This window comes from Streptomyces sp. NPDC003300, assembly GCF_040610915.1.
In the GTDB taxonomy this organism is placed as follows: domain Bacteria; phylum Actinomycetota; class Actinomycetes; order Streptomycetales; family Streptomycetaceae; genus Actinacidiphila.
Genome location: NZ_JBEXNE010000030.1, coordinates 12,459 through 37,361, shown reverse-complemented (window position 1 = coordinate 37,361; position 24,903 = coordinate 12,459). Strand labels below are relative to the sequence as shown.

The window sequence follows — 24,903 nt, the reverse complement described above, 5'->3', positions numbered from 1 at the left end:
TTCGGGCTGCCGCCGGATCAGGAACCGGCGGCGTCCGGCAGGCGCGCCTCGGCCCCGATGGCGCCGGGCCGCAGCGCCCTGTCGCCCTCGACCCGCTCGGCGATGCCGGCCAGCCGCGCGGCCTGCTCCGGTGTGAGCGTGACGTCGAACGCGCCGACGTTCTCCCGCAGATACGCGGCGTGCCGGGTGCCGGGGATCGGCACGACGTCCTCACCCCGCGAGAGCACCCAGGCGAGGGCCACCTGACCGGGCTCGGCGCCGAGTTCGGCCGCGACGGCGACGACCTCGTCGGCCAGCTTCACATTCGTGTCGAAGACCTCCTCGGCGAACCGCGGGTGCTCCAGCCGACGGCCCGTCAGATCCGCACGGCTGCGCAGCCGACCGGTCAGCCACCCGCGGCCCAGCGGCGAGAACGGCACGATGCCGATGCCCAACTCCCGCGCGATGGACAGCGTTTCGGCCTCGATGTCGCGGGTGAAGAGCGACCACTCGTTCTGGATCGCGGTGACCGGATGTGTGGCATGGGCGCGGCGCAGAGTCCGCGGACCCGGCTCCGACAGACCGATCCAGCGGACCTTGCCCGCCTCGACCAGCTCCTTCAGCGCGCCGACCGTCTCCTCGATCGGCACCGTCGGATCGACCCGGTGCTGGTAGTAGAGGTCGATGTGGTCGACGCCCAGGCGCCGCAACGAGCCCTCCACCGCCGACCGTACGTACTCCGGACGGCCGTCGATGGGGCGGGCGTCGGGGTTGGTGGCCCGGTCGAGCGGGTTGCCGAATTTGGTGGCGATGACCAGGCCGTCACCGCGGCCCTTGACCGCCTGCCCGAGCAGCGTCTCACTGATGGCCGGGCCGTAGATGTCGGCGGTGTCGAAGAAGTCGATGCCGAGGTCGATCGCCTCGCCCACCAACGCCGACGCGCTGTGCCGCTCGTCGGCGTCGGTGGACCGCGCGAAGCTCATGAAGCCCAGGCCGAGGGCCGAGACCTCCAGCCCCTCGGTGCCGAGCCTGCGTCGAGTGATGTCGGTCAATGGTTACTCCTCAGCCGGTGGTTCGGGAGCGGCGCCGTGTCAGCCGGTCGTCACGTCGTCCAGCGCCGTGGTGTAGTTGAACCCGAGCTTGGACGTGACATTGGTCTTCAGCCCGCCGTACTTGTACGCGGCCTCGACGGTCGCCTGCTGGATCCGCAGGAACTCCGGGTCACCGATCTTGTAGAAGGTCGAGTGCCGGGCGTTCTCCCAGTTGACCTTGGCCACGTCGGGCGTCTGGCTGAGGACCTGCTGCTCGACCTTCTCGTACGCGGTCTCGTGACCGGGGATCCACTGCTCGTAGAAGGTCCGCAGCCGGCCGTAGAAGTCCTTGAGTGCCGCCAGCTTGGCCGGGTCGTCGAGCACCTCGGTCCTGGCGATCCAGCCGCTGCCGCCGAGGATGCCGAGCGTCGCGTTGTCGGCGATCTTGATCGCCTTTCCGGCGTCGACGGGCTTCTTCACGTTGCTGTAGCTGGTCACCACCGCGTCCAGGCGCCCGGCGTTGAAGGCGTTGGCCGCGGCCTGGTTGCTCGGGAACTGCACACCGTGGACGTCCTTGGGGCCGAAGCCGCCCTTCTCCAGCGCGACGACGTAGGCGGCGTAGATGTTGCCGCCGTAGTTGTAGCCGATCTTCTTGCCCTTCAGCTCGGCGAGCGTCGTGATGCCGGAGCTCTTCGTCACGTACACGGCGGCCGGGTAGGGCGCGTCGGGCGTCCAGGTCACCGCGAAGCCCTGGATCGGGGCGCCGGTCTTCGTCCAGTCGGCCGAGGCGTTGGCGGCCTCGAAGGCGGCGGTGTTCTCACCGACCTGGCCGACGTCGATCTGCTTGCCGTACAGCGCCGCCAGTTGGTTCGCCGGGCCCGCGATGATCGGGACCTTGTACTTGTACGGAGTGTCCTCGAACAGGCCCGACTCCTTCAGCAGCGCGGGGAAGTCGGCGGTCTGGTAACTGATCGTGAGATTGACGCCGGACAGGTCGACCGCGGCGGCGGAGGAGGAACCGCCCGTCGAGCCGCCGTTCGACCCGGAACCCGCGTTCTTCGCGGAGGTCGAGGCGCCGCCGGAACCGCCGCAGGCGGTGGCGACCATGGCGAGGGCGACGGCCGCGAAGGCGGTGAACGTGCGCTGGACGAAGGGGGAGTGCTTGCCGGTGCTGTACATGTGCGATGACTTCCTCGGGATGTGTCGGGTGAAGACGGTTCGTGGTGCGCTGATCTGACGGGTCGTCAATGGTCGGCGGCCACCTCCTCGTCGCCGCCGCCGACGGTGCGGGCCACGCCGAGCTGGTCGAGCAGCGCCGCCCGCAGTTCGAGGAACCGCGGATCGTCGCGGTGGCGGGGCTTGTCGATCTCGACCCGCTGGTCCAGGGCGATCGAACCGCGCGAGAGGACCAGGACACGGTCGGCGAGCAGGATCGCCTCGTCCACGTCATGGGTGACCAGGACGACGGCGGGCTCGTGCTTGGCGCACAGCGCCGCCAGCAGGTCGTGCATCTTGATCCGGGTCAGCGCGTCCAGGGCCGCGAAGGGCTCGTCGAGCAGCAGCAGATCGGGCTCGGTGACCAGCGCGCGGGCGAGTGCGACACGCTGCGCCTCACCGCCGGACAGCGTCCGGGGCCAGGCTTTGGCGTGGCTCTCGATACCGACCTCGGCCAGCGCGTCGAGCGCTCTGCCGTACGCGGCTCGCGGACGCCGCGCGCCGAGCACGACATTGCGCCACACCTTCTGCGCGGGAACCAGCCGCGGCTCCTGGAAGACGGTCGACCGCACGCGGGGCACGACGACATTCCCCTCGTCGGCGGTGTCGAGTCCGCCGACGATACGGAGCAACGTCGTCTTACCGGTGCCGGACGCTCCGAGCAGCGCGACGAACTCCCCCTTCCGCAGCCGGAGATCGACCCCGTCGAGCACCGCACGGCCGTCGAAGACCCGTCGGACCCCCAGCGCGGTGACGGCGTATCCCGCGCTGTCCGCGGCGAGGTCGCCCGGCGATTCAGTTGATACCGACACGGGCCCTCCAAGGCAGGACGAGACGCTCGACGCCGCGCATGACGAAGTCGATGAGGATGCCCAGCACGGCGTAGATCCAGATGCCGGCGATGACGATGTCCGGGCGCTGGTTGTTCTGGGCGTTGATGATCAGATAGCCGATCCCGGCGGTGGAGTTGACCTGCTCGGCCAGCACCAGCGACAGCAGCGAGAAGGAGCAGGCGAAGCGCAGACCGGTGAGGATGCCGGGCAGCGCCGTCGGGAAGATGATCCGGCGGGCGATCCGGAAGCCGCTGAGCCCGAAGGTCCTGCCCGCCTCGATGAGCTTTTGGTCGACGCCCTTCACGGCGTGGAACGTGTTCAGGTAGAGCGGGAACAGCGCCGCGGCGGTGATGAGGGCGAGCTTGGACGGCTCGTCGATGCCGAACCAGGTGACGAACAGCGGGACCAGCGCGATGAACGGCACCGTCCGCAGCATCTGGAGGGTGGCGTCGAAGATCTCCTCGCCGATCTTCCACAGACCGGCGAAGATCCCGAGCACCAGCCCCGCGCTGCCGCCGAGCAGCAGCCCCTCACCGGCCCGCCGCAGCGACACCGGTACGGCGGCCTGGAGCGAGCCGTTGTTCCACAGGTACTGGTACGCCTCGACGATGGTCTTCGGCGAGGGCAGCACGTCCTCGGTGGTCCAGCCCCAGGTCAACGCGAGCTGCCAGAGGGCGATCAGTGCGACGGGCACGCCGACGCGCAGGGTCCAGCCGCTCCAGAAGCGGACCCGCTTGCGCACGCTCTCGCGCCCGCGGTTGCGCGGGCTGAGGTCGATGAGCCCCGCCGCGCCCCGCGGAGTCCTCGTGGCGGTCGGCGCACCCGGCGCGGGCGCGGTGTCGGTGACGGAAGCGGCGCCGGTCAACGCGTCACCTCGGCGGCGGTGTCGACCGGCCGGGTGGTGAGGGGCCTGGCGATGGCGGTCATGAGCGTGTCCTCACAGGGGGTCAGTGCCTCAGGCGAACTTCTTGAACGGAACGGTGTCGTCCTGCGCCAACTCGGCGACCAGGCCGAGCTCCCAGGACAGATAGCGGCGGAATCCGGCCTTGCGGTCCTCGGGGTCGCTCTCGCGCCAGCCGGAGGCGACGACGTCCTCCGGGGCGTGCAGCCACTCGGCCCGGTCGGTCTCCACGGGCAGACCGGCCGCGCGCCACGCCGCCGTGCCGCCGTCGAGCACCCGCACCGGACGGTCGGTGGCCGCCGCGAGGTCGGCGGCGGCGTAGCGCGCGAGCACCCCGTCGGAGGAGGTCAGCACGACCGGCCCGGTGCCGGGCAGCTCGGCGGCCGACGCGGCGAGCCGGGCGCGGATGGCGAACCGGGCGCCGGGGACGTGGCCGGTGCGGTACTCCGGGCTGGGCGCCACGTCGAGCACGAGCCGGGTGTCGGCCGGGGCGCCGTCCAGTTCCTGCGCGGTGACCGTCTCGAAGCCGCCGGACGGCGGGTCGAGGAGGGGCCGCGGCACCGGGCCGGTCTCCAGGTCGACGCCTTCCAGGGCCCGGTCGAGGACGAACACCTGCGCCCAGCCGATCTGGGCGATCCAGGAGGCGGCGACCGCGGCCCGTACGCCGTCGTTGTCGACGAGGACCACACGGGAATGGTGCGTGCCGACGTGCCGGAACACCCACGGCGCGACATCCCAGCTCGGCGCCGACAGGGAGCCGGGCAGGTGACCGGCCTCGAACTCCTCGGGCGTGCGCACGTCCAGGACGTACAGCGAACGCGTGTCGTCCTTGCCGAACGCCGCGAGCGCCGCCGCGTCGATGTGCTCGATCCCGAAGCGCTCGCCGAAGCGGACCGCGCTCTCCCGCGCCGCCTCCAGCGCCGCGCCGGTCGGCGGCGCCACCGAGGACGTCTCGCCGTGGTCGAGTTCGTGCCCCTCCAGCACCCAGGACTGGGTGCCGCCCTCCAGCGACACCACCCGGTTCGGCAGGCCCGCGTTGATGAGCACCTGGGCGCCGAGGATGCTCCGCGTGCGCCCGGCGCAGTTGACCACGACGAGGGTGTCGGGCGAGGACACCGCCTCGGCCGCGCGGTAGACGAGTTCGGCGCCCGGTATCGACGTCCCGCCGGGCAGGCTGTGGTCGCGGAACTCGCCGATGGGGCGGCTGTCCAGCAGCACGATGTCCTCACCGGCCGCGCGGCGGCTCAGGAAGTCCGGCACGCTGATGTGCGGCGTCTGGTAGACCTCCTCGATCCACTCGCCGAAGGCCTGCCCGATGACGTGATCGCCGCCGCTGTGGACCTTGTGCCCGGCTGCGGCCCACGCGGCGAGGCCGCCGTCGAGCACCCGGACGTCGGTGTAGCCGAGCGCGCGCAGCCGGGCCGCGCCGCGCCCCGCCAGCTCCGCGTCGCCGCCGTCGTAGACGACGACCGGCGTGTCACGGCGGGGGACCAGCGCCCCCACCTTCAGCTCCAGGACGCTGAGCGGGATCGAGACGGCGAGCAGGATCGACCCCTGCGCCGCCGTGACGCCGGACTCACGGACGTCGACGAGCGCGTACTCCTGGCCGCCGTCGAGCAGCGCGCGCAACTCGTCGACGGCGATGGCGGGGGCCACGGATTCGGTCATCAGAACTCTCCTGGACTCTGGTCGGATCAGTAGTGGATGGCGCCGGGCACGCCGCCGCCGGCGTAGACGCCGTCGCCGACGACGGCCACGCTGCGCGGCGAGGCGAGGAAGGCGACCACCCACGCCACCTCGTGCGGCTCGATCACCCGGCCGATGACGTTGCCCGGCGCGGCGGGCGCCGCGCCGTCGGCCGCGCCGCCGCTCTGAAGCTCGACGTACCGCTCGGTGCGGGTGGGACCGGGGTGGACGACGGTGACGTTGACGCCGTGCGGGCCGAGTTCGTCGGCGACGTTCTTGGTCAGCGCGATCACCGAGGCGTTGCGGACCGAGCCGATCACCGAGACGGTCGAACGGGCCCCGGTGCCGCTGATGTTGATGACACGGCCCCAGCCGTTCTCGATCAGCAGCGGCGCGACGGCCTTGATGGTGCGCAGATAGCCGATCACCTTGACGTTGAGCTGCCGTTGGAACCAGGCGTCGTCGGCGTCCTGGAAGCTCGGCCCCTTCTGCGCGGGCTGCTCGGCGGCGTTGTTGACGAGGATGTCGAGACCGCCGAAGGCCGTTCTCACGGTGTCGACCAGCTCGCGCACCGAGTCGTCGTCACCGGTGTCGGCCCGCACGGCGAGCACGTCGGCGCCGGTCGACTCCCTGATCCGTACGACCGCGTCGTCCAGGACGTCCCCCCGCCGTCCGGTGATCGCCACCCGCACGCCCTCGCGCGCCAGTTCCTCGGCGATGGCGTAACCGATGCCCGTGCCGCCCCCGGTGACGACGGCGCGTTTTCCTTCGAGTTCGAGACCCATGGACTTCCCCGATCGAGTGCCCGACGGCGACGCCGAGCTGCGAATAGGGCCTCAGCCTGCGGGGACGGGAAGGGGCGAACAAGAAGATCTGGCTACAGCAATAGCCGGGACCTGGCTTAACAGTGGGGTGGGCGGGGGAGGCCGGGGCGGCACTGTGCGAATCGACACGATCTAGGACGTGGTGGGAATCGGGGTGGGTGTGCGATCCTCGGTGCGTGACCGGGACGGACCTCTTCGCGCGACGCCATGTCGATCTCATGCGCGTCTGCGTCGCCGCCTGTCGTCGTTGATCCGCACCACGCCGTTGGTGCCGAAGCGCGGCCTGCCCTCCTAGGAGCGCCGCCGCTCGTCAGAATCGAACCCAGACCGCCGCCGCCGGTACCGGCCGCGCCGCGCCTGGGTGTCGTGGGGGTCAACTCGACAACATCTGAGGTCAACCATGAGCATGCTCGACCTGCGTCGCATGATGCTGCTACGCGATCTCGCCGATCTCGGCACGGTCACCGCCGTCGCCGAACGGCGCAACATCACCAACTCCGCCGTCTCACAGCAACTCCGGGTCCTGGAGGTCGAGACCGGCTCGATCCTGTTCCGCAGGGACGGGCGCACCCTGGGCCTCACCCGCAGTGGCCGGATCCTCGTGGACCACGTACGCGTCGTGCTCGGCGCCGTCGACGACGCGATGAGCGCGCTCGCGGCCACCCGCGACCAGGTCTCGGGACAGATCGCGATGGTCTCCTACAACCTGGGCATACCCGTCCTGGCGGCGCCGCTGATCCACCTGCTGAGCGCCGAGGAGCCGCACTTGCAGATCCACCTCCAGCAGGCCGAGGCCGATGACGCGCTGCGCCTGCTGCGCCAGGGCGAGGTCGACGTGGCCGTCACCTACCGGTGCGACTTCGAGGCGCAGGACCTGCTCAACGGGCTGAGCCGGGAGGTGCTGCTGGTCGAGCCGTTCGTGCTCCTTGCGCCGACCGGGCTGCACGCCCGGGTCCGCAGCCTGGGGCTCGCCGCGCTCGCCGAACAGGTGTGGGTCACCGGTCTGGCCAACTCCACCCTGGACACCGCGCTGCTGCGGGCCGCCGAGCGGGCCGGGTTCACCCCGCGGATCACGCACCGGCTGGTGACCGCCCAGATCGTCTGCGACCTGGCCGCCACCGAGGTCGTCTCGGCGATCGTGCCCCGGCTGTCCGTACCGGCGCACCTGGAACACCTCATCGTCGAGGGCGTGCCGATCGGCTACCGCACGATCAGTTCGGTCACGCGCACCACCCGCAGGAACGACCCGAACATCGCGCTCGTCCTGCGCACGCTGCGCTCGATCGGTGAACAGGCGCTGCACAGACGGGTCCTGCGGGTCGCCTCCTGACCGCGCCGCCAGGACCGCGTACCGCGCCGCGCACCCGCGCGGTCCGGGACCGGGACCGCGCCGCGGTGACGAGCGCACCTCGGCCCGACAGTTAAGCGCAGCCGCAACGACACCGTAGCCGAACCTTGTTGATCGGCCACGTCGCCGGATCGACGCTGAGGTGCCACAGGAACCCGGGCGCCACAGTGAGCAGGGGAGCACGCATGACGGAAACAGCCGAGGCCACGAGCGGTGTCACCTTCGGCTCGGCGCGACTGCGGGAGCTGATCGAGCACATCGGCGACGGCGCGATCGGGCGGGACGAGCGCGACGAACTGCCGTACGCGGCCGTCGAGGCGGCGAAAAGGGCAGGGCTCGGCGCCCTGCGGGTGCCGGCCGAACGGGGCGGGGGCGGCGCGAGCCTCACCCAGCTCTTCGAGGTGTTCATCGACCTGGGCGCCGCGGACTCCAATGTGGCGCACATCCTGCGCAGCCACTTCGGTGTGGTGGAGGGGCTGCTGCGCGGCGCCCGCCCCGAGGACGCGGTCTGGCTCGACCGTGTCGCGCGCGGTGAGCTGATCGGCTCCGCCTCCACCGAACTGGGCGCGAAGGCGGGGGCCACCGACTTCCCGTACCGGACCACCGTCAGCCGCACGGACGGTGGCCTGCGGCTGAACGGCACGAAGCACTACACCACGGGCAGCCTGTACATGGACTGGCTGGTCGTCGGCGTCACCGACGTGGACGGCGGGAGGGCCCAGGTCATCGTCCCCACCGACCGCCCCGGCGTGCTGCGCCCCAACGACTGGGACGGCTTCGGCCAGCGCTTCACGGGCAGCGGCACGGTGACCTTCGACGATGTCGCCATCACACCCGAGGACTACTTCGTCCGGGCGACCGACGCCCGCGAATCCGTCCCGTACCCCGCGACGTTCTTCCACATCCAGCTCAACGCGATGATCGCGGGCATCCTGCGCCGGGTGGCGGCCGACGCCGTCGCACACGTCCGCGCCAAGAAGCGGGCTTTCTACCACGCGCCCGCCGACGCGCCGACCGAGGACCCGATCGTGCAGTACAGCGTGGGGCTGCTGCACAGCCAGGCGTTCGCCGCGCAGGCCCTGGTCCTGACCGCCGGACGCGCGCTGGAGGACGCCTACGCGGCGCACGGCACCTCCGAGGAGGCCGAGCTGTCCGCGCGCGCGTCGCTGCTCAACGCCAAGGCCAAGGTCGTCGTGGACGAACTCGCCAACCGCGCCGCGTCCGAGCTCTTCGACATCGGCGGCGGCTCGCTGGTCCGCCGCGGCGCCCACCTCGACCGGCACTGGCGCAACATCCGTACGATCGCCGCCCACAATCCGAAGACGCTCAAAGCGGTCGCGGTGGGCCGCTACGAACTCAACGGAACGCCGCTGCCGAACCAGGGCTTCTTCTAGGAACCGCCCCGACACGTCCGGGGCCGCGGCGCTTGCGCTGGAGTCCACTCCAGCTCCTAGCGTGTGAGGCATGACAACGACTCAGCACGCGATCGGCTCGGGATTCGGCGCACGGACCACCGCGCGGGAGGTGCTGGAGGGGATCGACCTGACCGGCAGGCTCGCCCTCGTCACCGGCGGCTACTCCGGCATCGGCCTGGAGACCACCCGCGCGCTGGCCGCGGCGGGCGCCCACGTCGTCGTACCGGCCAGGCGGCCCACGACCGCCAAGGACGCGCTCGACGGCATCGACGGCGTGGAGGTCGACGAGCTCGACCTGGCCGACCTCGACAGCGTCCGCGGTTTCGCCGAGCGCTTCCTGGCCACCGGGCGCGGCATCGACATCGTCATCAACAGCGCCGCCGTCATGGCCTGCCCCGAGACGCGGGTAGGACCCGGCTGGGAGGCGCAGTTCGCCACCAACCACCTCGGGCACTACGCGCTGGTGAACCGGCTGTGGCCGGCGATCGAGGACGGCGGCGCGCGCGTCGTCGCGGTCTCCTCGGCCGGTCACCACTACTCCGCCATCCGCTGGGACGACCCGCAGTTCGCGCGCGGCGGCTACGAGAAGTGGCAGGCGTACGGCCAGGCCAAGACGGCCAACGTGCTGTTCGCGGTGCACCTCGACCAGCTCGCCGCGCGGCGCGGGGTGCGGGCCTTCGCGCTGCACCCCGGCGGCATCCTCACCCCGCTCCAGCGCCACCTGCCCCAGTCGGAGCTGATCGAGCGCGGCCTGATCGACGAGAACGGCGAACCGCTGGAGTCCGCCGGGCTCAAGAGCACCGAGCAGGGCGCCGCCACCCAGGTCTGGGCCGCCACCTCGTCCATGCTCGACGGCAAGGGCGGCGTCTACCTGGCGGACTGCGAGATCGCCGAGCCCGCGCCCGCGGACGGCACCAGGATCGGTGTGAAGGACTACGCGATCGACCCGGACCAGGCCGCCCGGTTGTGGACGCTGTCCGCCGAACTGACCGGCGTGGACGCCGTCACGCCCCGGTAGGCCGCCCGCTCACGCCCCGCCCGCACCCGCGACCCCGCACCCCCCAGCAGCCGGTAGGGGGTCGCGGCACCGGGCGGCGTAATGTTGCCCAAGGCAAACAGAGCAGCATTACGGGAGAGGAAGCAGCACCATGAGTGCTCAGGCAGACGCCGCGCCGGCCGGCACCGCGGCGCCCCCGACGGAGTACACACACCGGCAGATCATGGTCATCCTCTCGGGGCTGCTGCTCGGCATGTTCCTGGCGGCACTGGACCAGACGGTGGTCTCCACGGCCATCTACAAGATCGGTGAGAGCCTCAACGGCCTGACCGCCCAGGCGTGGGTGACCACCGCCTTCCTGATCACCTCGACGATCAGCACACCGCTGTACGGCAAGCTCTCCGACCAGTACGGGCGCAAGCCGTTCTTCCTCTTCGCCATCGCGATATTCATCGTCGGCTCGGCGCTGTGCATGCTGTCGACGTCGATGTACATGCTCGCGGGCTTCCGCGCCCTCCAGGGCATCGGCGCGGGCGGGCTGTTCTCGCTCGCGCTCGCCATCGTCGGCGACATCATCCCGCCGCGCCAACGAGCCAAGTACCAGGGCTACTTCATGGCCGTCTTCGGCACGTCCAGCGTGCTCGGACCGGTCATCGGCGGCGCGCTGGCCGGGCAGGACTCGCTGCTCGGCATCGACGGCTGGCGCTGGATCTTCCTGATCAACGTCCCCATCGGCATCCTCGCCCTGTTCGTGGTCGCCAGGGTCCTGCACGTGCGCCAGGAACGACGGCCGCACCGGATCGACTACCTCGGGGCGACCGCGCTGATCGTCGCCCTCGTACCGCTGCTGATCGTGGCCGAACAGGGCCGCGAGTGGGGCTGGGGCGCCGCGTCCTCGCTGTCCTGCTACGTCATCGGCGCGGTCGGCATCGTCGCCTTCCTGCTGGCCGAGCGCCGGGCGGGCGAGGAGGCGCTGCTGCCGCTGCGGCTCTTCCGCAACGGCGTCTTCGCGGTCGGCTCCGCGCAGTCCGCGATCATCGGCATCGGCATGTTCGGCGGCATCACGCTGCTGCCGCTCTACCTCCAGCTCGTCAAGGGCAACTCGCCGACCAAGGCCGGTCTGCTCACCCTGCCGCTGGTGCTCGGCATCATGATCTTCTCGATGGTGTCCGGCCAGATCACCTCGCGCACCGGCCGCTACAAGATCTTCCCCATCATCGGCTGCGCCTTGCTGGTGGGCGGCATGCTGATGCTGTGGCAGATGTCGGCCGACAGCAGCCTGTTCTACGTGGACGTGTCGATGTTCGTCGTCGGCGCCGGACTCGGCCTGAACATGCAGACGATCGTGCTGGCCATGCAGAACGCGGTGCCGCCGCGCGACATCGGTGTCGCCACCTCCTCGACGACCTTCTTCCGGCAGATGGGCGGCACGCTCGGCGTCGCCGTCTTCCTGTCGATCGTCTACTCCGTCGTGGGCGGCAAGATCGGCTCCGCCTTCGCCGCCGCCAAGGGAGGAGAAGCGTTCCAGCAGGCCGCCGCCGCGCACCCGGACCAGCTCAAGACGCTCACCTCGGCGTCCTCGGGCAGCACCGGCACGCTCAACGACACGTCGTTCCTCAGCCATGTCGACCCGGCGCTCGCCCACCCCTTCAAGACCGGCTTCACCGACGCGATCAACGTCGCCTTTCTCGTCGGCGCGGGCGTCCTGGTGATCGCCTTCGTGCTGTCGCTGCTCATCAAGGAGGTCCCGCTGCGCACCACGGCGGGGGACTTCTCGCAGGAGGAGAAGGTGGAGGCGGCGACCTCCTGAGTCAGGGCGTGTCCCTCGGCTCGCCGCACAGCCGGTACAGCAGCGCGTAGGCCGTCTTGACGATGCGGCAGCCGCGGTCGTGCCGGGTGGCGCATCCGGCCACCGCCGTACCGGTGGCCGGGTGGAAGCCGAGGAACGTCTGCTGCCCGAAGGTGGCCCCCGCGTGGAAGAGCAGTGGGCCACCCGGCGCCGGATGGTGGTACCAGGTCAGCGTGTGCGTGTTCCGGTGACCGAGCCCCCGGCGCAGTTGCGGGACCTGGACGTCGCGCAGCGCCGCCTCCAACGCCGTGCCGCCGGGCCGCAGGTGCGCCTCGGCGTAGCGGAGCAGGTCGGTCGGTGTGGACCGGACCCCGCCCGCCGCCGTGAAGGCCGCCATGTCGGTCGGCGGCAGCGGCGTACGCCCGTCGGTCCGGTAGCCGACCGCCGCGAGGACACTGCCCGGCCCCGTCGTGGTGCCGTGCAGCCCCAGGGGCGTCAGCACCCGACCCGCCAGCAGCGTGCCGTAGTCCGTTCCCGTGGCGTGTTCCATCGCGGGTCCGAGCAGCGCGATGCCGAGGTTGGAGTAGTGCCAGCGGCTGCCGGGGGCGTGGCGGGTACGGGTGTCCGCGAAGACCCGCAGCAGCCGTCCGGTGTCGTAGCGGGCGTAGCTGTTGGTGTACGGCCGCAGCACCGCGCCCGCCACCAGGTCACGCGGCACGCGCGGCAGCCCCGAGGTGTGGGTCGCCAGGTGCCGCAGCGTGATCCGCCGCGCGTACGGGTGGGGGAGCGGCAGGTCCGGCAGGTGCGCGGCGAGCGGGTCGTCGAGAGCGAGTACGCCGTCGCGGGCGAGTGCCGCCAGCAGCAGCACGGTGAACGTCTTGGAGAGCGAGCCGAGTTCGTACCGCGCCTCCTCGCGCGCCGCCCGCGGCGGCGCGCTGCCGCCGCCCACCAGCGTCCGCCGTCCCGCGCGGGAGACGGCCAGCACGACATCGGGCGCCCTGACCTCGGTGACCGCCCGCTCCAGCAGGTCGCGGACCGGCGCGCCGTCGGCCGTACGGTCCTCGGCCTCGTCCGGCGCGAGGCGGTCCACCGCTGTGGCGCTCACGCGACGGCGTCCGTGTCCGCCGACAGCGCGCGGGAGGTGGCCATCGCGGAGGCGAAGGCGGCGACCAGCGTCGGGTGGTGCACCTGGTCGAAGACCTCGGCCGCGTCCCCGTCCGGCATCCCGTTGCGCACCGGCATCGCACCGCTGTCGGACTGCGCGGCGGCGTACCGCTCCCACACCTCGCCGTCGAGCGCCGGGCGCGGCAGACAGGCGTCCACGACCAGCAGCTCGCCGAGCAGGTCCCAGTGGGCGAGGTCGGCCCAGTCCTCGGTCCAGGCCGGGAGATACCGCGTCAGGTAGTCGACGATCGCGGGCGGGATGCGGTCCGGCGCCTCGCCCCAGTTGGTGAGGTGGAAGACGGTGTGCGTGAGGTCGTACGCGATGTGGAACTGCACCGTCCAGGGCTCCGGCGTCTGGCCCAGCCAGGTGCGCTCCACGGCCAGGTCGAAGTCGCCGCTGGGCACCAGGCCCAGCTTGCGCTCGGCGTTGAGCAGGCCCAGGCGCCGGTTGGGCACCATCTCCAGGGCCCGCCAGGACGCCGTGCGGCGCGAGAGGGCGACCGCGTCCTCCACACCGGGGTGCCGGTGGCCCAGTTCGTAGAAGGTCGCGTAGATCTCCAGCGGCACGGGGGAGAGCGGTTCGTCGCGCTGGAGCGCCGCCAGCACGTTGCCGCCGTCCAGCAACTCGCGCCAGGCGAAGTCCAGCAGCCGCAGCGACCGGTCGCGCTGCCGTGACCCGGCCACGCCCTCGCGCGAGAGCACCCGCATGTTGATCGCCAACTCGCCGATGGGCTTGAGGCGTTCGATGACCGCGCCGCTGGTGGCGCGGTCGTCGTCGGTGAGCCGGAAGTGCTCCCGGTTCGCGTCGAGCCAGGCCAGCGCGCGCTCGCCCACCTGGTGCAGGAGCGCGGGGGATGCGGCCGTCGTCATCACGATGCTGCCTCGCTTTCCAGGACCGGGCGCCGTACGCCCGCGGTCGGGCCCGCCGGCCGCGTCGGGCCGATCCGGGCCAGGGTGGCCGCGAAGGCGGTCACCAACGTGGAGTGGTAACAGGCGGTGAACGCCTCGGCGGCGGCCGTGCCCGGCGGCGGCGCGGCGCCGATCTCGGGCACCGCGCCGTCCGCGCCCTGCGCCCCGGCCAGCAGCCGCCAGGCCGCCGCGTCCGGGACGGGCGCGGGCAGGCAGGCCGCCACGGCGAGCAGTTCGCCGACCAGATCCCACAGCTCCTCCTCCAGCCAGCTCTCCAGCCAGGACGGGATCCACAGCCGCAGATACTCGGCGCGGTCGGCGGGCATCCGGTGCGGGGCGCGGCCCCAGTCGGTGAGGTGGAAGACGTCGTGCGTCACGCCGTAGGCCGCCTTGCGGTCCAGCGTCCACGGCTCGACCGCCCGGCCGAGTCCCGTCATGGCCAGCACCGCGTCGAAGTCGGCGTGGTGGCGCAGCCCGATCCGCCGCTCGGCGTTGAGCACACCGAGGGTACGGGTGTGGTCCTCGCGCGCCACCCGCCAGCCGCGCAGCCCGGTCATGGTGCGCACCAGTTCCTCGACGCCCGGATGGCTCAGCCCGGTCTGCGCGAAGACCCCGTACAGCTCGACCGGGTAGGTCGCGCGCGGCTCGCCGCGGATCAGGTCGCCGAACAGCTCACCGTCGCGCGTCTCACGCCAGGCGAAGCGGAAGAGGCCGTCCGCGAGGTCGCGGACGGCGGGCAGCGGGTGGTGCGTACGGATGAGGTGACTGAGTTCGGCCAGCTCGCCGAGGGGTTTGAGCGTGGTGTTGGGATCGGCGTCGGTCGTCACGTCCGGGGGCAGCCGGAAGCACGGGCGCATGCCGTCCAGCCAGGTGAGCGCCGAGACGGCCATGCGGTCCAGCGGCTCCGGGCCGGCGCCCGCCGCGGGGACCCGGCCGCCGGTCACGAACCGCGCCCGTGGAAACGCGCCGCCGCGGTGATGTGCAGCGCCACGCGGGGGTCGTCGCCGCTCATCTGACGGACGAACACCAGGCCGCTGTCCAGACCGAGCGAGTCCGGAACGTCCGGCAGGCCCGCCAGCCAGCGGCCGATCCCGGCCGCTTGGAGCCAGTCGCGACGGCGGACCGCGCGGACGAAGCCGCGGGCCAGGTCGTCGGTGCGCTCCGCCAGGCACCCGGCCAGCGGGGTGTCGAGCCCCGGCAGCGACAGCGAGGCCAACTGCGAGGCCCGGTGGGCCAGTCGCGGCCACGCGTCGGTGGCGGCCCACCGCGTCGCGGCGGGCGGCTCCGGCGGCCGGCCGTCGGCGTCCGCGGGCAGGAAGGCGCGCGCCGCCGCCGCGAGCCCCCGGTAGCTCCACACCGACACCTCGGAGGCGTCGGCCCCCGGCGGATAGGCGGCGAGCGCGGCGCGGACGAGGGCCTGGTCGGCCGTGCCCGCCGCGCCGCCCGTGTCATGGGCGGGGTCGCGGTCCAGTGCGTACGGCGCCAGTACGTCGGCGCCCAGTACCCGGATCGCGGCCGATGCCACCGCTTCGCCCTGCGGGAGTACGCGCGACAGCGCATAGGAGCCGCCCCCGCCCCGAAGGGCGAGGGCGACTGCCTGTGCGACGTCGGCGACCACAGCGCTCAGCGGGGATGTCCCCTGCGCCTGCTCTGCCAACGTGACCCCTCAGTTCAGGACGCGTCCGTCTTCGTCGGACGGGGGGTCGGGGGCGAGATCAGCAGAAGTCCTGCGAGGAGCAGACCGCCGCCGCACTCGCGCGTGTCGCGGTAGATGCCCTCGGGTTCCGCGGAGTCCAGCAGTCCTTCGACCTCAGCGGCGAGGACCGCCGACTCGACCGGGGCTGTGAGATCCGAGTTCATGGAATCATCTCCTTGTTCGGCTGGATCTCCTTCAGCATGGCCGAGGTTCCAAAGTGCCGCAAACGGAACAAATCGCCCAGGCGGTGACCCGTATCGCGGCCCGCGCGACACCGGCGCGTACGGCCCGGTCCGCGCCCCGGACACCGCGGCTCTTTCCTCGCCCGCGCGGCATCCGTCGTGGCCCGACGCTCCCGTACGACCGCGCGGGGAAGGGGAGTTCACGGCCATGAATATTGTCTGACAAGTGAGGTCGGGTGCCCGGCGCTGCCCGACGCGGGACCTCTGACCTGCGCCGGGACGCCGTCATGCGGCGCGCGTACGGCGGTATCCGGGGCGTCCGCGCGGGGCGCGGAGGTGGGGGCGGGTAGGACACGGGTCGGTCACGGGATATCTTGATGTCGAGCAATGTTGCAGACCTGGACGGAGTGACCGGTGGCTGACTCGACCATCATCTACACGCATACCGACGAGGCTCCGGCCCTGGCGACGTACTCGCTGCTGCCGGTGATCGAGGCGTACGCCTCCACCGCCGGTGTCACCGTCGAGACCCGCGACATCTCGCTGTCGGGGCGGATCATCGCCGTCTTCCCCGAGTACCTGCGCGAGGACCAGCGGATCGACGACGCGCTCGCCGAGCTGGGTGAACTGGCCAAGACGCCCGCCGCGAACATCATCAAGCTGCCGAACGTCTCGGCGTCGATCCCGCAGCTCAAGGCCGCCATCGCCGAGCTGCGCGAGCAGGGCTACGCGCTGCCCGACTACCCGGACGACCCGAAGTCCGACCAGGACAAGGACGTCCGCGCCCGCTACGACAAGGTCAAGGGCAGCGCCGTCAACCCGGTGCTGCGCGAGGGCAACTCCGACCGCCGCGCCCCCGCCTCGGTGAAGAACTACGCCAAGGCGCACCCGCACCGCATGGGCGCCTGGACGCCGGAGTCCAAGACGAACGTCGCGCACATGGACGGCGACGACTTCCGTTCGACCGAGAAGTCCGCGGTCGTCTCCGAGGCCGGATCGCTCCGCATCGAGCTGGCCGGGGACGACGGCAGCACCACCGTGCTGCGCGAGTCCGTACCCGTACTGGCCGGTGAGGTCGTGGACGCCGCCGTCCTGCGGGTCGCGGCGCTGCGTGAATTCCTCACCGCCCAGATCGCCCGCGCCAAGGCCGAGGGCGTGCTGTTCTCGGTGCACCTCAAGGCCACCATGATGAAGGTCTCCGACCCGATCATCTTCGGCCACGTCGTGCGCGCCTTCTTCCCCAAGACCTTCGCCGAGCACGGTGCCACGCTCGCCGCGGCCGGTCTCACCCCGAACGACGGCCTCGGCGGCATTCTCAAGGGTCTGGAGTCGCTGCCCGAGGGCGCCGCGATCAAGGCGTCCTTCGACGCCGAGCTCGCCGAGGGTCCCGAGCTGGCCATGGTCGACTCCGACCGCGGCATCACCAACCTGCACGTGCCCAGCGACGTCATCGTGGACGCGTCCATGCCCGCCATGATCCGCACCTCGGGTCACATGTGGGGGCCTGACGGCCAGGAGGCCGACACCCTCGCGGTCATCCCGGACCGCAGCTACGCGGGCATCTACCAGGTCACCATCGACGACTGCCGCGCGCACGGCGCCTTCGACCCGGCCACCATGGGCTCGGTGCCCAACGTCGGCCTGATGGCCCAGGCCGCCGAGGAGTACGGCAGCCACGACAAGACCTTCGAGATCCCCGTCACCGGTACGGTGCGCGTGGTCGACGGAGCCGGCCGGGCCGTGCTGGAGCAGGCCGTCAGCGCGGGCGACATCTTCCGCATGTGCCAGACCAAGGACGTGCCGATCCAGGACTGGGTCAAGCTCGCCGTCACCCGCGCCCGCGCCACCGGCACCCCCGCGGTGTTCTGGCTGGACGAGGACCGCGCGCACGACGCCAACCTGATCGCCAAGGTCGAGCGGTACCTGCCCGAGCACGACACCGACGGCCTCGACATCCGGATCCTGCCGCCGGTCGACGCCATTGCCTTCTCGCTGGAGCGGATCCGCCGCGGCGAGGACACCATCTCCGTGACCGGCAACGTGCTGCGCGACTACCTGACCGACCTCTTCCCGATCCTCGAACTCGGCACGAGCGCCAAGATGCTCTCGGTCGTCCCGCTGATCAACGGCGGCGGACTGTTCGAGACCGGCGCCGGCGGCTCCGCGCCCAAGCACGTGCAGCAGCTCGTCAAGGAGAATTACCTGCGCTGGGACAGCCTCGGTGAGTTCCTCGCCCTCGCGGTGAGCTTCGAGCACCTCGCGCAGAGCACGGACAACCCGCGCGCCCAGATCCTCGCGGACACCCTCGACCGGGCGACCGGCACCTTCCTCAACGAGGACAAGTCGCCCAGCCGCCGCCTCGGCGGCATCGACAACCGCGGCAGCCACTTCTACCTGGCCCTCTACTGGGCCCAGGAGCTGGCCGCGCAGACCGACGACATCAAGCTCGCGGAGGCGTTCGGCGCGCTCGCCACGACGCTGGCCGAGCAGGAGCAGGCCATCGTCGGCGAGCTGATCGCGGTCCAGGGCTCGCCGGTCGACCTCGGCGGCTACTACCGGCCCGACGCGGCCAAGGCCGCGGCCGTCATGCGGCCGTCGCAGACGCTGAACCAGGCGCTGTCGACCCTGGGCTGACGCCGCGGCCACCGGGCTGACCTGTACGGATCGACCCCGGCGGACATCACCGCATCGCACATCCCCGCGCCCCGACCGGCATGTCCGGTCGGGGCGCGGGCACGAGTCCCGGTGCTTTGCGATAGTTGAGATGTCCCGCTTGTACGCGGACCCCTTCCGATCCACGGGGTCCCTGTCCGATCCGAGCCTGGTGAGGAACGCATTGACGACACAGGAGAGCGGCGTGCCCGCGGCACCGTCCCCGGCGGCGGAACCGCAGGCGGTGCTGAGCCCGCTGACCACCGCGGCGACCTTCCTGGTGGTGACCGTCGACCCCGGCGGCGAGGCCGTGGCGCGCGACCTGCTGGCCGACCTCGCGGGCTTGCAGCGGTCGATCGGCTTCGGCAGCCCCGAGGGCAGGCTGAGCTGTGTCGCGGGCATCGGCTCCACGGCGTGGGACCGGCTCTTCGCCGGACCGCGCCCCGCCGGGCTGCACCCCTTCGAGGAACTGCGCGGCGCCCGGCACCGGGCCGTCTCCACCCCCGGCGACCTGCTCTTCCACATCAGGGCCACCCGGATGGACCTGTGCTTCTCGCTCGCCACCGAGATCATGAACCGGCTGCGCGGCTCGGTCACCCTCCGCGACGAGACCCAGGGCTTCGTCTACCGCGACGCCCGCGACCTGCTCGGCTTCGTCGACGGCAGCGAGAATCCGGTCGGCCCGGCCGCCCACCGGGCCGTGCTCATCGGTGACGAGGACGCCGACTTCGCGGGCGGCAGCTACGTCATCGTGCAGAAGTATCTGCACGATCTCGACGCCTGGAACGCGCTGCCCGTCGAGGAGCAGGAAAGGATCATCGGCCGCCGCAAGCTGAGCAATGTGGAGCTGGACGAGGACGCCTCGCACGTCGCGCTCAACACCATCACCGAGGCCGACGGCACCGAGCGCAAGATCCTGCGCGACAACATGCCCTTCGGCAGTCCGGGCAGGGGCGAATTCGGCACCTACTTCATCGGTTACGCGCGCACCCCCGACGTCACCGAGCAGATGCTGCGGAACATGTTCCTCGGCCTGCCGCCCGCCACCCACGACCGCATCCTGGACTTCTCCACGGCCGTCACCGGGACCCTGTTCCACGCCCCGGCCGCCGGTTTCCTGGACGACCTCCCCGACCCGCCCGCCCGCGCGTCCGCGTCGGGCACCGCGACCCCGGCCGCACCCGCCCCCGTCACGGTCCCCGTCGACTCCGCCACCGTCGAATCCGCCCCCGCCGTACCCGACGACTCGCTGGGTATCGGCGACCTGAAGAGGAGCACCACGCCGTGAACAACCTGCATCGTGAACTGGCCCCCATCTCCGCCGCCGCCTGGGCCGATCTGGAGGACGAGGCGCGACGCACGTTCAAGCGCAACGTGGCGGGGCGCCGGATCGTGGACGTACCGGAACCGGCCGGATCCGAGCTGTCCGCCGTCGCCACCGGACACCTCGACGCCATCGAGTCGCCCGCCGACGGCGTCGCCGCGCACGTACGGCGCTCGCAGCCGGTGGTCGAACTGCGGCTGCCCTTCAGCGTCGACCGCCGCCAGGTGGACGACGTCGAGCGCGGCGCGAAGGACGCGGACTGGCAGCCCGTCAAGGACGCCGCCCGGCAGCTCGCCTTCGCCGAGGACCGGGTGATCTTCGAGGGCTACCCGGCCGCCGGTATCGACGGCATCCGCGCCGCCTCCTCCAACCAGGCGATCACCCTGCCCGACGACGTACGCGACTACCCGAACGCCGTCAGCCAGGCGATCACCGCGCTGCGCCTCGCGGGCGTCGACGGCACCTACCACCTGGCGCTCAGCGCCGACGCGTACACCGCGGTCAACGAGACCTCGGACCACGGCTACCCGATCCACCAGCACCTGGCCCGGCTCCTGGACGGCGACATCATCTGGGCGCCCGCCATCGACGGCGCCTTCCTGATCGCCGGCCGCGGCGGCGACTTCGAACTGCGCCTCGGCCAGGACCTGTCCATCGGCTACCTGTCCCACGACGACACCAGCGTGCGGCTCTACTTCCAGGAGACCCTGACCTTCCTCGTCCACACCGCGGAAGCCGCCGTCTCCCTGAAGTCCGCCCCGCGCGCCATCGCGGTCTGAGTCAGGGCGACCGGGTCCGGTCGGGTTCCAGGAACGCCAACGCCTCCCGGAGGTTGTGCTCGACGACGCCCAGCATGAAGTCGCGGTCGGGGAAGTCGCCGTCGAGCAGGCGCAGCGGCCCGGCGACGAGCGACAGCCGCATGGCGAGCGCGTAAAACCGCAGCCGCCGCCCGTCCAATTCCGCCCCGCCCCGGTCCGGACCTCGGCCGGGCGCCGGGCGGCCGGGCAGCAGCCGGGCGTAGTGGTCGCCGAAGCGGATGCGCAGGAAGGCGTGCTCCCACTCGACGTCGAAGTACATCAGCCCCTCGACGTCGATCAGGACCGGCCTGCCTCGGGCGTCCACGAGTACGTGGTCGGGACCGAGTTCGCCGTGCACGACGGCGAACCGCTCGCGCGCGGGCACCGCGGCGTACGCCGTCCGCACGACGTCCTCCAGCCCGTCGCGGACGACGGCGATACGGGTGTCGCGCCGGGCGGCCTCGTACAGGTCGTCGAGGGCGCGGTCCAGGACGGCCCCCTCGCACGAACCGCCTTTCGACACACCGCCGTTGTCGACCAGCGCGACCTTGCCGAAGCCCGGAGCGGTGTGGTCCGCCATCAGGCCGAGCGCTTCGGCGAGGCGGTCCATGACCGGGGCCGCGCTCCGGGGGTCGGCGCGCAGCATCTCCTCAAGGGTCGGGCCCCGCACGTCCTCGACCACCGCGATGTCGGCGGGGTAGTGCGCCTTGCTGGTATCGGTCAGACGGATCCGCGGTGAGCGGACGCCGAGGGCGTGAAGGCGCCCGTGCGCGGCCTCGAAGAGGTCGATGCCGGAGGCGTGCGAGAACGGGTCGGTGTGGTCAGCGTCCGTGCCGTCGCTCGGCCAGTAGTCCTCGGTGTCGTCCCAGATGTAGACGATGACCGTCGAGTCGTCGTCGAGCGTCAGCCGGTAGACGCCCTTCTTGCTGCCGCCGCGCAGTCGGTCGACCCGTGCGATGCGGCGGCCGGGTCCGAGGGCGGCCCGTGCCACCCCTTCCAGCCGCTCGCGGTCCGGAAATCCGCGTTCCGTGTGCATGCCCCACCCCTCGCGATCGACCGTGCAGTCTCCCACGGGCGGCGGTGACGATGTGTATCCCTTGTCCCCGTACTCCCGTTCCGCGTCGCGGAGACCTGGCCCATCCCGGATAGCCGGCCGTGCGCGGGGGCATACGCCGAACACAGGAGCGACGAGGACGGCGTACGGGGAACGGTGACAACGACCGCACAGGGCTGAACTCCGGCTGAGGAGGGGGACGATGGTGGATCTGCGCCGGGTCTGGGAAGGCTCGGCGGCCGGACGCGTGTGGCGCAAGGGCGCCGAACTGGAGCTGCTGCAACGCTCGATGGGCTTCGCCGCGCTCGGCCTGGTCACGTTGATGCCGCTGCTGATCGTGGTCGCCGCCGCGGCGCCCTTCCAACGCACCGGCTTCGCCCAGTGGGTGGTCGACGGCATGGGCCTGTCCCCGCACCCGGCCGAGTCCGTGCAGCGCCTGTTCGCCACACCACGGCGGGTGTTGAGCACCACCAGCGCGCTCAGCCTGGCCTCGCTCGCGATCTTCGGACTGTCCTTCGCGGCCAGCGTCGAGACCGGCTACCGCAAGGTCTGGGAGCTGCCCGCCAGCCCCTGGCACAGCGTGTGGCGGCGCGCGGTGTGGCTCGCGGGCCTGACGGCGTATCTCTTCGCCGAGGCCCAGAGCGGCGCCTTCCTCAGCCACGGCTGGCGGCAGGCCGTCGTGCGCATCACCCTCACCCTCGTCTTCGGCGTCCTCTTCTTCTGGTGGGGCCAGCGCTTCCTCCTCGGCGGCCTCATCACCTGGCGCGCGGCCCTGCCCGGCGCCGTCCTCACCATGGCGGGCCTCGTCGGCCTGCGGGGCTTCTCCTGGCTGGTCTTCTCGCCGCTCATCGTCACCAACGCCGTCACCTACGGCTCGGTCGGCACCGTCTTGATGGTGCAGTGCTGGCTGATCGGCGTCGGCTTCGTCTTCTTCGGCGGCCCCCTCATCGGCTGCGAGATCCAGCAGACCCGCGTCCGCCGGGAGGCCGGCCCTCAGCAGACGGGGACGGATGCGGAGACAGCGACGGAAGCGGAGGCGGCGACGGAAGGAGAGGCGGTGGCGGACGGGGAGGGCCGCGTCGCCGGGTGGCGGCGCGGCCCGTAGGCGTCGGACGGTTCAGCCCCAGGGCTGGGAGACGACCCAGCTCGTGTCGTCGCTCCAGGACGTGGCGCTGTCCCAGGCGTTGGAGCCGCCGTTGCCGCCGATGTAGACGGTGTTGTTGTAGTGGCGGATGTCCTTGTCGGTGTAGTTGACGGACTGGAAGGTGTTGCCCTGGCCGTTGTTGCCCGGCTGCGGGCAGAAGGTGGCGTCCTGGGCGTAGAGGGAACCGCCGTCATTGGCATTGAGCTTGAGCTGGAAGTTGGAGTGGCGCAGGTACTGCCCCGAGGTGTTGGCGGACTCGAAGGAGACGCAGGCGCTGTTGGCCAGACCCGTCCGTACGATCCAGGTCGCGTCGGCCTTGTCGGTCGCCGAACTGGACGCGGACACCGGGGAGATGACCACATTGGCGTCGCTGTCGTCGTGCCGGATGTAGTCGGTGGTGCAGCACGAGGTCGTGGCCCGCAGCGAGATCCGCGAGCCGGGGGTCAGCGAACCGGAGCCCGACGACTGGGTCGTGTACCCGACGGAGGCGATGTTGGTCTGCACCGCGTTCTCGGTGGCGTCGGAGGGGTAGCCGGACGTCATCACGCCCTCGTAGAACGTACCGGCGGAGCCCTTGCTGTTGTCGCCGCCGATGCCGAGGATGATCGCGCCCTCCTTGTGCATCGGGTTGTAGCCCGAGACGTTGGGGCGTACGCCGCTGTAGTACGTCGACAGGCCGCCCGACTGCGCGTTGCCGCCGCGGATCGCCCACTGGTTCGGGCCGCCCTTGACCATGGCGGTCAGGTAGCGGAAATTCACCGTCGGGTCGTTGGCGTTGTAGTGCTGGTTCACGCCGGAGAACAGGCCGTTCTCCAGGTCGGCCATGACCCAGGGGCCGTTGCCCGCGCCATAGCCCCAGACCTTGATGTTCCCGAAGTAGATGGCCTCCATGTGGCCGTTGCCGGTGTCGTTGTTACTGGTTTCGGCGTTACCGTAGTCGAAGCAGCAGCCGCCGTTGTAGTGCGTGCCGTCGAGGATCGCGTACATCCCCTCCGGCTGGTCGCCGGTCGCGATCCCGCTGGTGTGGTCGTTGCGGTAGCCGGTGCCGGGCGCCACGTAGACGCCGTACGCCTTGTGGCCGCCCACCGTGGTCGGCGCCGCGGTCGCGTTCGCCAGATTGTCGGGTCCGCCCGCGGCCCCGCCGCCGGGCGCCTGGGTGAGGTTGTTGCCGCGTCCCGACTGGTCGTAGATGACCGTGATCACGCAGGTCGTCCCGGAGCAGAACGAGTCCTGTGCGGCGGCGTTGGCGTATCCGCCCGTGCTCAGCACGCCGATGTTCTGTGTGGCGTTGTCGGAGGCGCGCCTGACCTGGTAGAGCGAGCCGTTGTACGTGGAGTACAGCGCCCGTGTGGTGCTGTGGGCGGCCACGCAGGGGGTGCCGCCCGCGCTGTACGCGTCGCAGGGGAGCGAACCCGCCGCGTGGGAGGTGCCCGTGCCGCCGATCAGGAGACCCGCGACGAGGGTCGCCGCGGCGGCGAGGCAGAGCGCCCATTTCCTGAAGCGGCCCGCTAAGGGATTCGTTGCGGTCAGGGACATGAATGTCCTCCTCGATGTGAGTGGGGGGACCGCCGCCCGGCAGCGGGCGGCGGCGCATCGCACCTGGCCGCACGGCGTCTCCGTGACGGTTGCGGTGAGCTTGAATTGTGATCGCTAACAACGCGACATGGTCCAGTGCTGCGGCAAAGCGAAGGCGGCACGCGGCCGGTGTCGCACGCCGAGGCGCGCCGACCGTGCGTGAACGGTCCTGGCCCGCGCCGTCCCTGGCGGCGGCGGGATACCGGAGGGCCGTTCGCCCCGCCGACGCGCTCCCGACTCCTGGGCCCGTCCGTGGCGGCTCGGCCTGGACGCAGAGCGCGAGAGCGCGTCACGCGGGGGTCTGATCCTCTATCACTTGGCCGTTATTGTTAGCGCTCACTGTGGCGGCGTCAAGGCGTTGCGCAGAAGAAATCCCGCCCTGGGCGCC

At 71.5% G+C, this 24,903-nt stretch carries 21 protein-coding genes; 8 read left to right on the top strand and 13 right to left on the bottom strand.

All coding sequences use genetic code 11. The annotated features are described in order from the left end of the window. Positions 1-17: 17 nt before the first annotated feature. The 6 genes from ABZX65_RS31160 to ABZX65_RS31135 all read right to left on the bottom strand — a co-directional run bounded on the left by ABZX65_RS31160 (position 18) and on the right by ABZX65_RS31135 (position 6,430). Positions 18-1,031: an aldo/keto reductase gene (locus ABZX65_RS31160; protein WP_355347522.1), complete on the bottom strand. Its 1,014-nt coding sequence runs from the start codon at positions 1,029-1,031 to the stop codon at positions 18-20. A 39-nt stretch (positions 1,032-1,070) separates the two neighbouring features. Then, positions 1,071-2,189 (bottom strand): ABC transporter substrate-binding protein, encoded by a 1,119-nt coding sequence (locus tag ABZX65_RS31155; RefSeq protein WP_355347519.1) that lies wholly within the window; start codon positions 2,187-2,189, stop codon positions 1,071-1,073. A gap of 65 nt (positions 2,190-2,254) precedes the next feature. Then, positions 2,255-2,971: an ABC transporter ATP-binding protein gene (locus ABZX65_RS31150; RefSeq protein WP_355347643.1), complete on the bottom strand. Its 717-nt coding sequence runs from the start codon at positions 2,969-2,971 to the stop codon at positions 2,255-2,257. A gap of 49 nt (positions 2,972-3,020) precedes the next feature. Continuing rightward, a complete protein-coding gene (locus ABZX65_RS31145) occupies positions 3,021-3,923 on the bottom strand; it encodes an ABC transporter permease (protein WP_355347516.1) in 903 nt (300 codons plus the stop codon). Between the two features lie 90 nt (positions 3,924-4,013). Continuing rightward, the gene (locus ABZX65_RS31140; protein WP_355347513.1) at positions 4,014-5,627 is read right to left on the bottom strand and encodes a rhodanese-like domain-containing protein; all 1,614 of its coding nucleotides are present in this window, start codon (positions 5,625-5,627) and stop codon (positions 4,014-4,016) included. Between the two features lie 26 nt (positions 5,628-5,653). Beyond that, a complete protein-coding gene (locus tag ABZX65_RS31135; RefSeq protein WP_355347510.1) occupies positions 5,654-6,430 on the bottom strand; it encodes an SDR family oxidoreductase in 777 nt (258 codons plus the stop codon). Between the two features lie 439 nt (positions 6,431-6,869). On the opposite strand from ABZX65_RS31135, the gene ABZX65_RS31130 reads away from it, so the two are divergent. The 4 genes from ABZX65_RS31130 (at position 6,870) to ABZX65_RS31115 (ending at position 12,039) form a co-directional block, all read left to right on the top strand. Beyond that, positions 6,870-7,799 (top strand): LysR family transcriptional regulator, encoded by a 930-nt coding sequence (locus ABZX65_RS31130; RefSeq protein ID WP_355347507.1) that lies wholly within the window; start codon positions 6,870-6,872, stop codon positions 7,797-7,799. A 203-nt stretch (positions 7,800-8,002) separates the two neighbouring features. Further along, on the top strand, positions 8,003-9,211 hold the full coding sequence (locus tag ABZX65_RS31125) for an acyl-CoA dehydrogenase family protein (RefSeq protein WP_355347504.1): 1,209 nt from the start codon (positions 8,003-8,005) through the stop codon (positions 9,209-9,211). Between the two features lie 70 nt (positions 9,212-9,281). After that, on the top strand, positions 9,282-10,250 hold the full coding sequence (locus ABZX65_RS31120) for an SDR family NAD(P)-dependent oxidoreductase (RefSeq protein WP_355347501.1): 969 nt from the start codon (positions 9,282-9,284) through the stop codon (positions 10,248-10,250). A gap of 130 nt (positions 10,251-10,380) precedes the next feature. Further along, positions 10,381-12,039: an MDR family MFS transporter gene (locus ABZX65_RS31115; RefSeq protein WP_355347498.1), complete on the top strand. Its 1,659-nt coding sequence runs from the start codon at positions 10,381-10,383 to the stop codon at positions 12,037-12,039. A 1-nt stretch (position 12,040) separates the two neighbouring features. Here ABZX65_RS31115 and ABZX65_RS31110 read toward each other — a convergent pair whose 3' ends face one another. Genes ABZX65_RS31110 through ABZX65_RS31090 form a run of 5 tightly spaced genes read right to left on the bottom strand, consistent with a single transcriptional unit; the run spans position 12,041 to position 15,951 of the window. Further along, positions 12,041-13,123: a serine hydrolase domain-containing protein gene (locus ABZX65_RS31110; RefSeq protein ID WP_355347495.1), complete on the bottom strand. Its 1,083-nt coding sequence runs from the start codon at positions 13,121-13,123 to the stop codon at positions 12,041-12,043. Next, positions 13,120-14,055 carry a hypothetical protein gene (locus ABZX65_RS31105; RefSeq protein WP_355347492.1) on the bottom strand — a complete coding sequence of 312 codons (936 nt, stop codon included), beginning with the start codon at positions 14,053-14,055 and terminating at the stop codon, positions 13,120-13,122. Before ABZX65_RS31105 ends, ABZX65_RS31110 begins: the two co-directional genes overlap by 4 nt. Further along, positions 14,052-15,035, bottom strand: a complete 984-nt coding sequence (locus ABZX65_RS31100) for a hypothetical protein (protein WP_355347490.1) — start codon at positions 15,033-15,035, stop codon at positions 14,052-14,054. Before ABZX65_RS31100 ends, ABZX65_RS31105 begins: the two co-directional genes overlap by 4 nt. Further along, positions 15,032-15,748, bottom strand: coding sequence for a hypothetical protein (locus ABZX65_RS31095; RefSeq protein WP_355347487.1), 717 nt, complete (start codon positions 15,746-15,748; stop codon positions 15,032-15,034). The genes ABZX65_RS31100 and ABZX65_RS31095 overlap by 4 nt, the downstream gene beginning before the upstream one ends. Positions 15,749-15,762: 14 nt before the next feature. Beyond that, positions 15,763-15,951 carry a hypothetical protein gene (locus ABZX65_RS31090; protein ID WP_188280008.1) on the bottom strand — a complete coding sequence of 63 codons (189 nt, stop codon included), beginning with the start codon at positions 15,949-15,951 and terminating at the stop codon, positions 15,763-15,765. Positions 15,952-16,383: 432 nt separating this feature from the next. Here ABZX65_RS31090 and ABZX65_RS31085 point away from each other — a divergent pair, with 432 nt between their 5' ends. The 3 genes from ABZX65_RS31085 to ABZX65_RS31075 all read left to right on the top strand — a co-directional run bounded on the left by ABZX65_RS31085 (position 16,384) and on the right by ABZX65_RS31075 (position 20,724). Continuing rightward, a complete protein-coding gene (locus ABZX65_RS31085) occupies positions 16,384-18,603 on the top strand; it encodes an NADP-dependent isocitrate dehydrogenase (RefSeq protein ID WP_355347483.1) in 2,220 nt (739 codons plus the stop codon). Between the two features lie 223 nt (positions 18,604-18,826). After that, entirely contained in the window at positions 18,827-19,909 is a 1,083-nt protein-coding gene (locus ABZX65_RS31080; RefSeq protein ID WP_355347480.1) for a Dyp-type peroxidase, read from the top strand. After that, positions 19,906-20,724 (top strand): family 1 encapsulin nanocompartment shell protein, encoded by an 819-nt coding sequence (locus ABZX65_RS31075; RefSeq protein ID WP_355347477.1) that lies wholly within the window; start codon positions 19,906-19,908, stop codon positions 20,722-20,724. The genes ABZX65_RS31080 and ABZX65_RS31075 overlap by 4 nt, the downstream gene beginning before the upstream one ends. Before the next feature lies 1 nt (position 20,725). Here ABZX65_RS31075 and ABZX65_RS31070 read toward each other — a convergent pair whose 3' ends face one another. Further along, a complete protein-coding gene (locus tag ABZX65_RS31070; RefSeq protein WP_355347474.1) occupies positions 20,726-21,778 on the bottom strand; it encodes a phosphotransferase in 1,053 nt (350 codons plus the stop codon). 220 nt (positions 21,779-21,998) lie between these two features. Here ABZX65_RS31070 and ABZX65_RS31065 point away from each other — a divergent pair, with 220 nt between their 5' ends. After that, complete coding sequence (locus ABZX65_RS31065; protein ID WP_355347471.1) at positions 21,999-22,901, top strand: ribonuclease BN; 903 nt, start codon at positions 21,999-22,001, stop codon at positions 22,899-22,901. Between the two features lie 12 nt (positions 22,902-22,913). Here ABZX65_RS31065 and ABZX65_RS31060 read toward each other — a convergent pair whose 3' ends face one another. After that, a complete protein-coding gene (locus tag ABZX65_RS31060; protein WP_355347468.1) occupies positions 22,914-24,476 on the bottom strand; it encodes an alpha-L-arabinofuranosidase B in 1,563 nt (520 codons plus the stop codon). Positions 24,477-24,903 lie beyond the last annotated feature (427 nt).

What these genes read in the sequence shown, in the direction of transcription:
- ABZX65_RS31155 (WP_355347519.1), bottom strand. Translation starts at nt 2,189, where the DNA reads ATGTACAGCACCGGCAAGCACTCCCCCTTCGTCCAGCGCACGTTCACC.
- ABZX65_RS31140 (WP_355347513.1), bottom strand. Translation starts at nt 5,627, where the DNA reads ATGACCGAATCCGTGGCCCCCGCCATCGCCGTCGACGAGTTGCGCGCG.
- ABZX65_RS31135 (WP_355347510.1), bottom strand. Translation starts at nt 6,430, where the DNA reads ATGGGTCTCGAACTCGAAGGAAAACGCGCCGTCGTCACCGGGGGCGGC.
- ABZX65_RS31130 (WP_355347507.1), top strand. Translation starts at nt 6,870, where the DNA reads ATGAGCATGCTCGACCTGCGTCGCATGATGCTGCTACGCGATCTCGCC.
- ABZX65_RS31125 (WP_355347504.1), top strand. Translation starts at nt 8,003, where the DNA reads ATGACGGAAACAGCCGAGGCCACGAGCGGTGTCACCTTCGGCTCGGCG.
- ABZX65_RS31120 (WP_355347501.1), top strand. Translation starts at nt 9,282, where the DNA reads ATGACAACGACTCAGCACGCGATCGGCTCGGGATTCGGCGCACGGACC.
- ABZX65_RS31115 (WP_355347498.1), top strand. Translation starts at nt 10,381, where the DNA reads ATGAGTGCTCAGGCAGACGCCGCGCCGGCCGGCACCGCGGCGCCCCCG.
- ABZX65_RS31090 (WP_188280008.1), bottom strand. Translation starts at nt 15,951, where the DNA reads ATGAACTCGGATCTCACAGCCCCGGTCGAGTCGGCGGTCCTCGCCGCT.
- ABZX65_RS31070 (WP_355347474.1), bottom strand. Translation starts at nt 21,778, where the DNA reads ATGCACACGGAACGCGGATTTCCGGACCGCGAGCGGCTGGAAGGGGTG.
- ABZX65_RS31065 (WP_355347471.1), top strand. Translation starts at nt 21,999, where the DNA reads ATGGTGGATCTGCGCCGGGTCTGGGAAGGCTCGGCGGCCGGACGCGTG.
- ABZX65_RS31060 (WP_355347468.1), bottom strand. Translation starts at nt 24,476, where the DNA reads ATGTCCCTGACCGCAACGAATCCCTTAGCGGGCCGCTTCAGGAAATGG.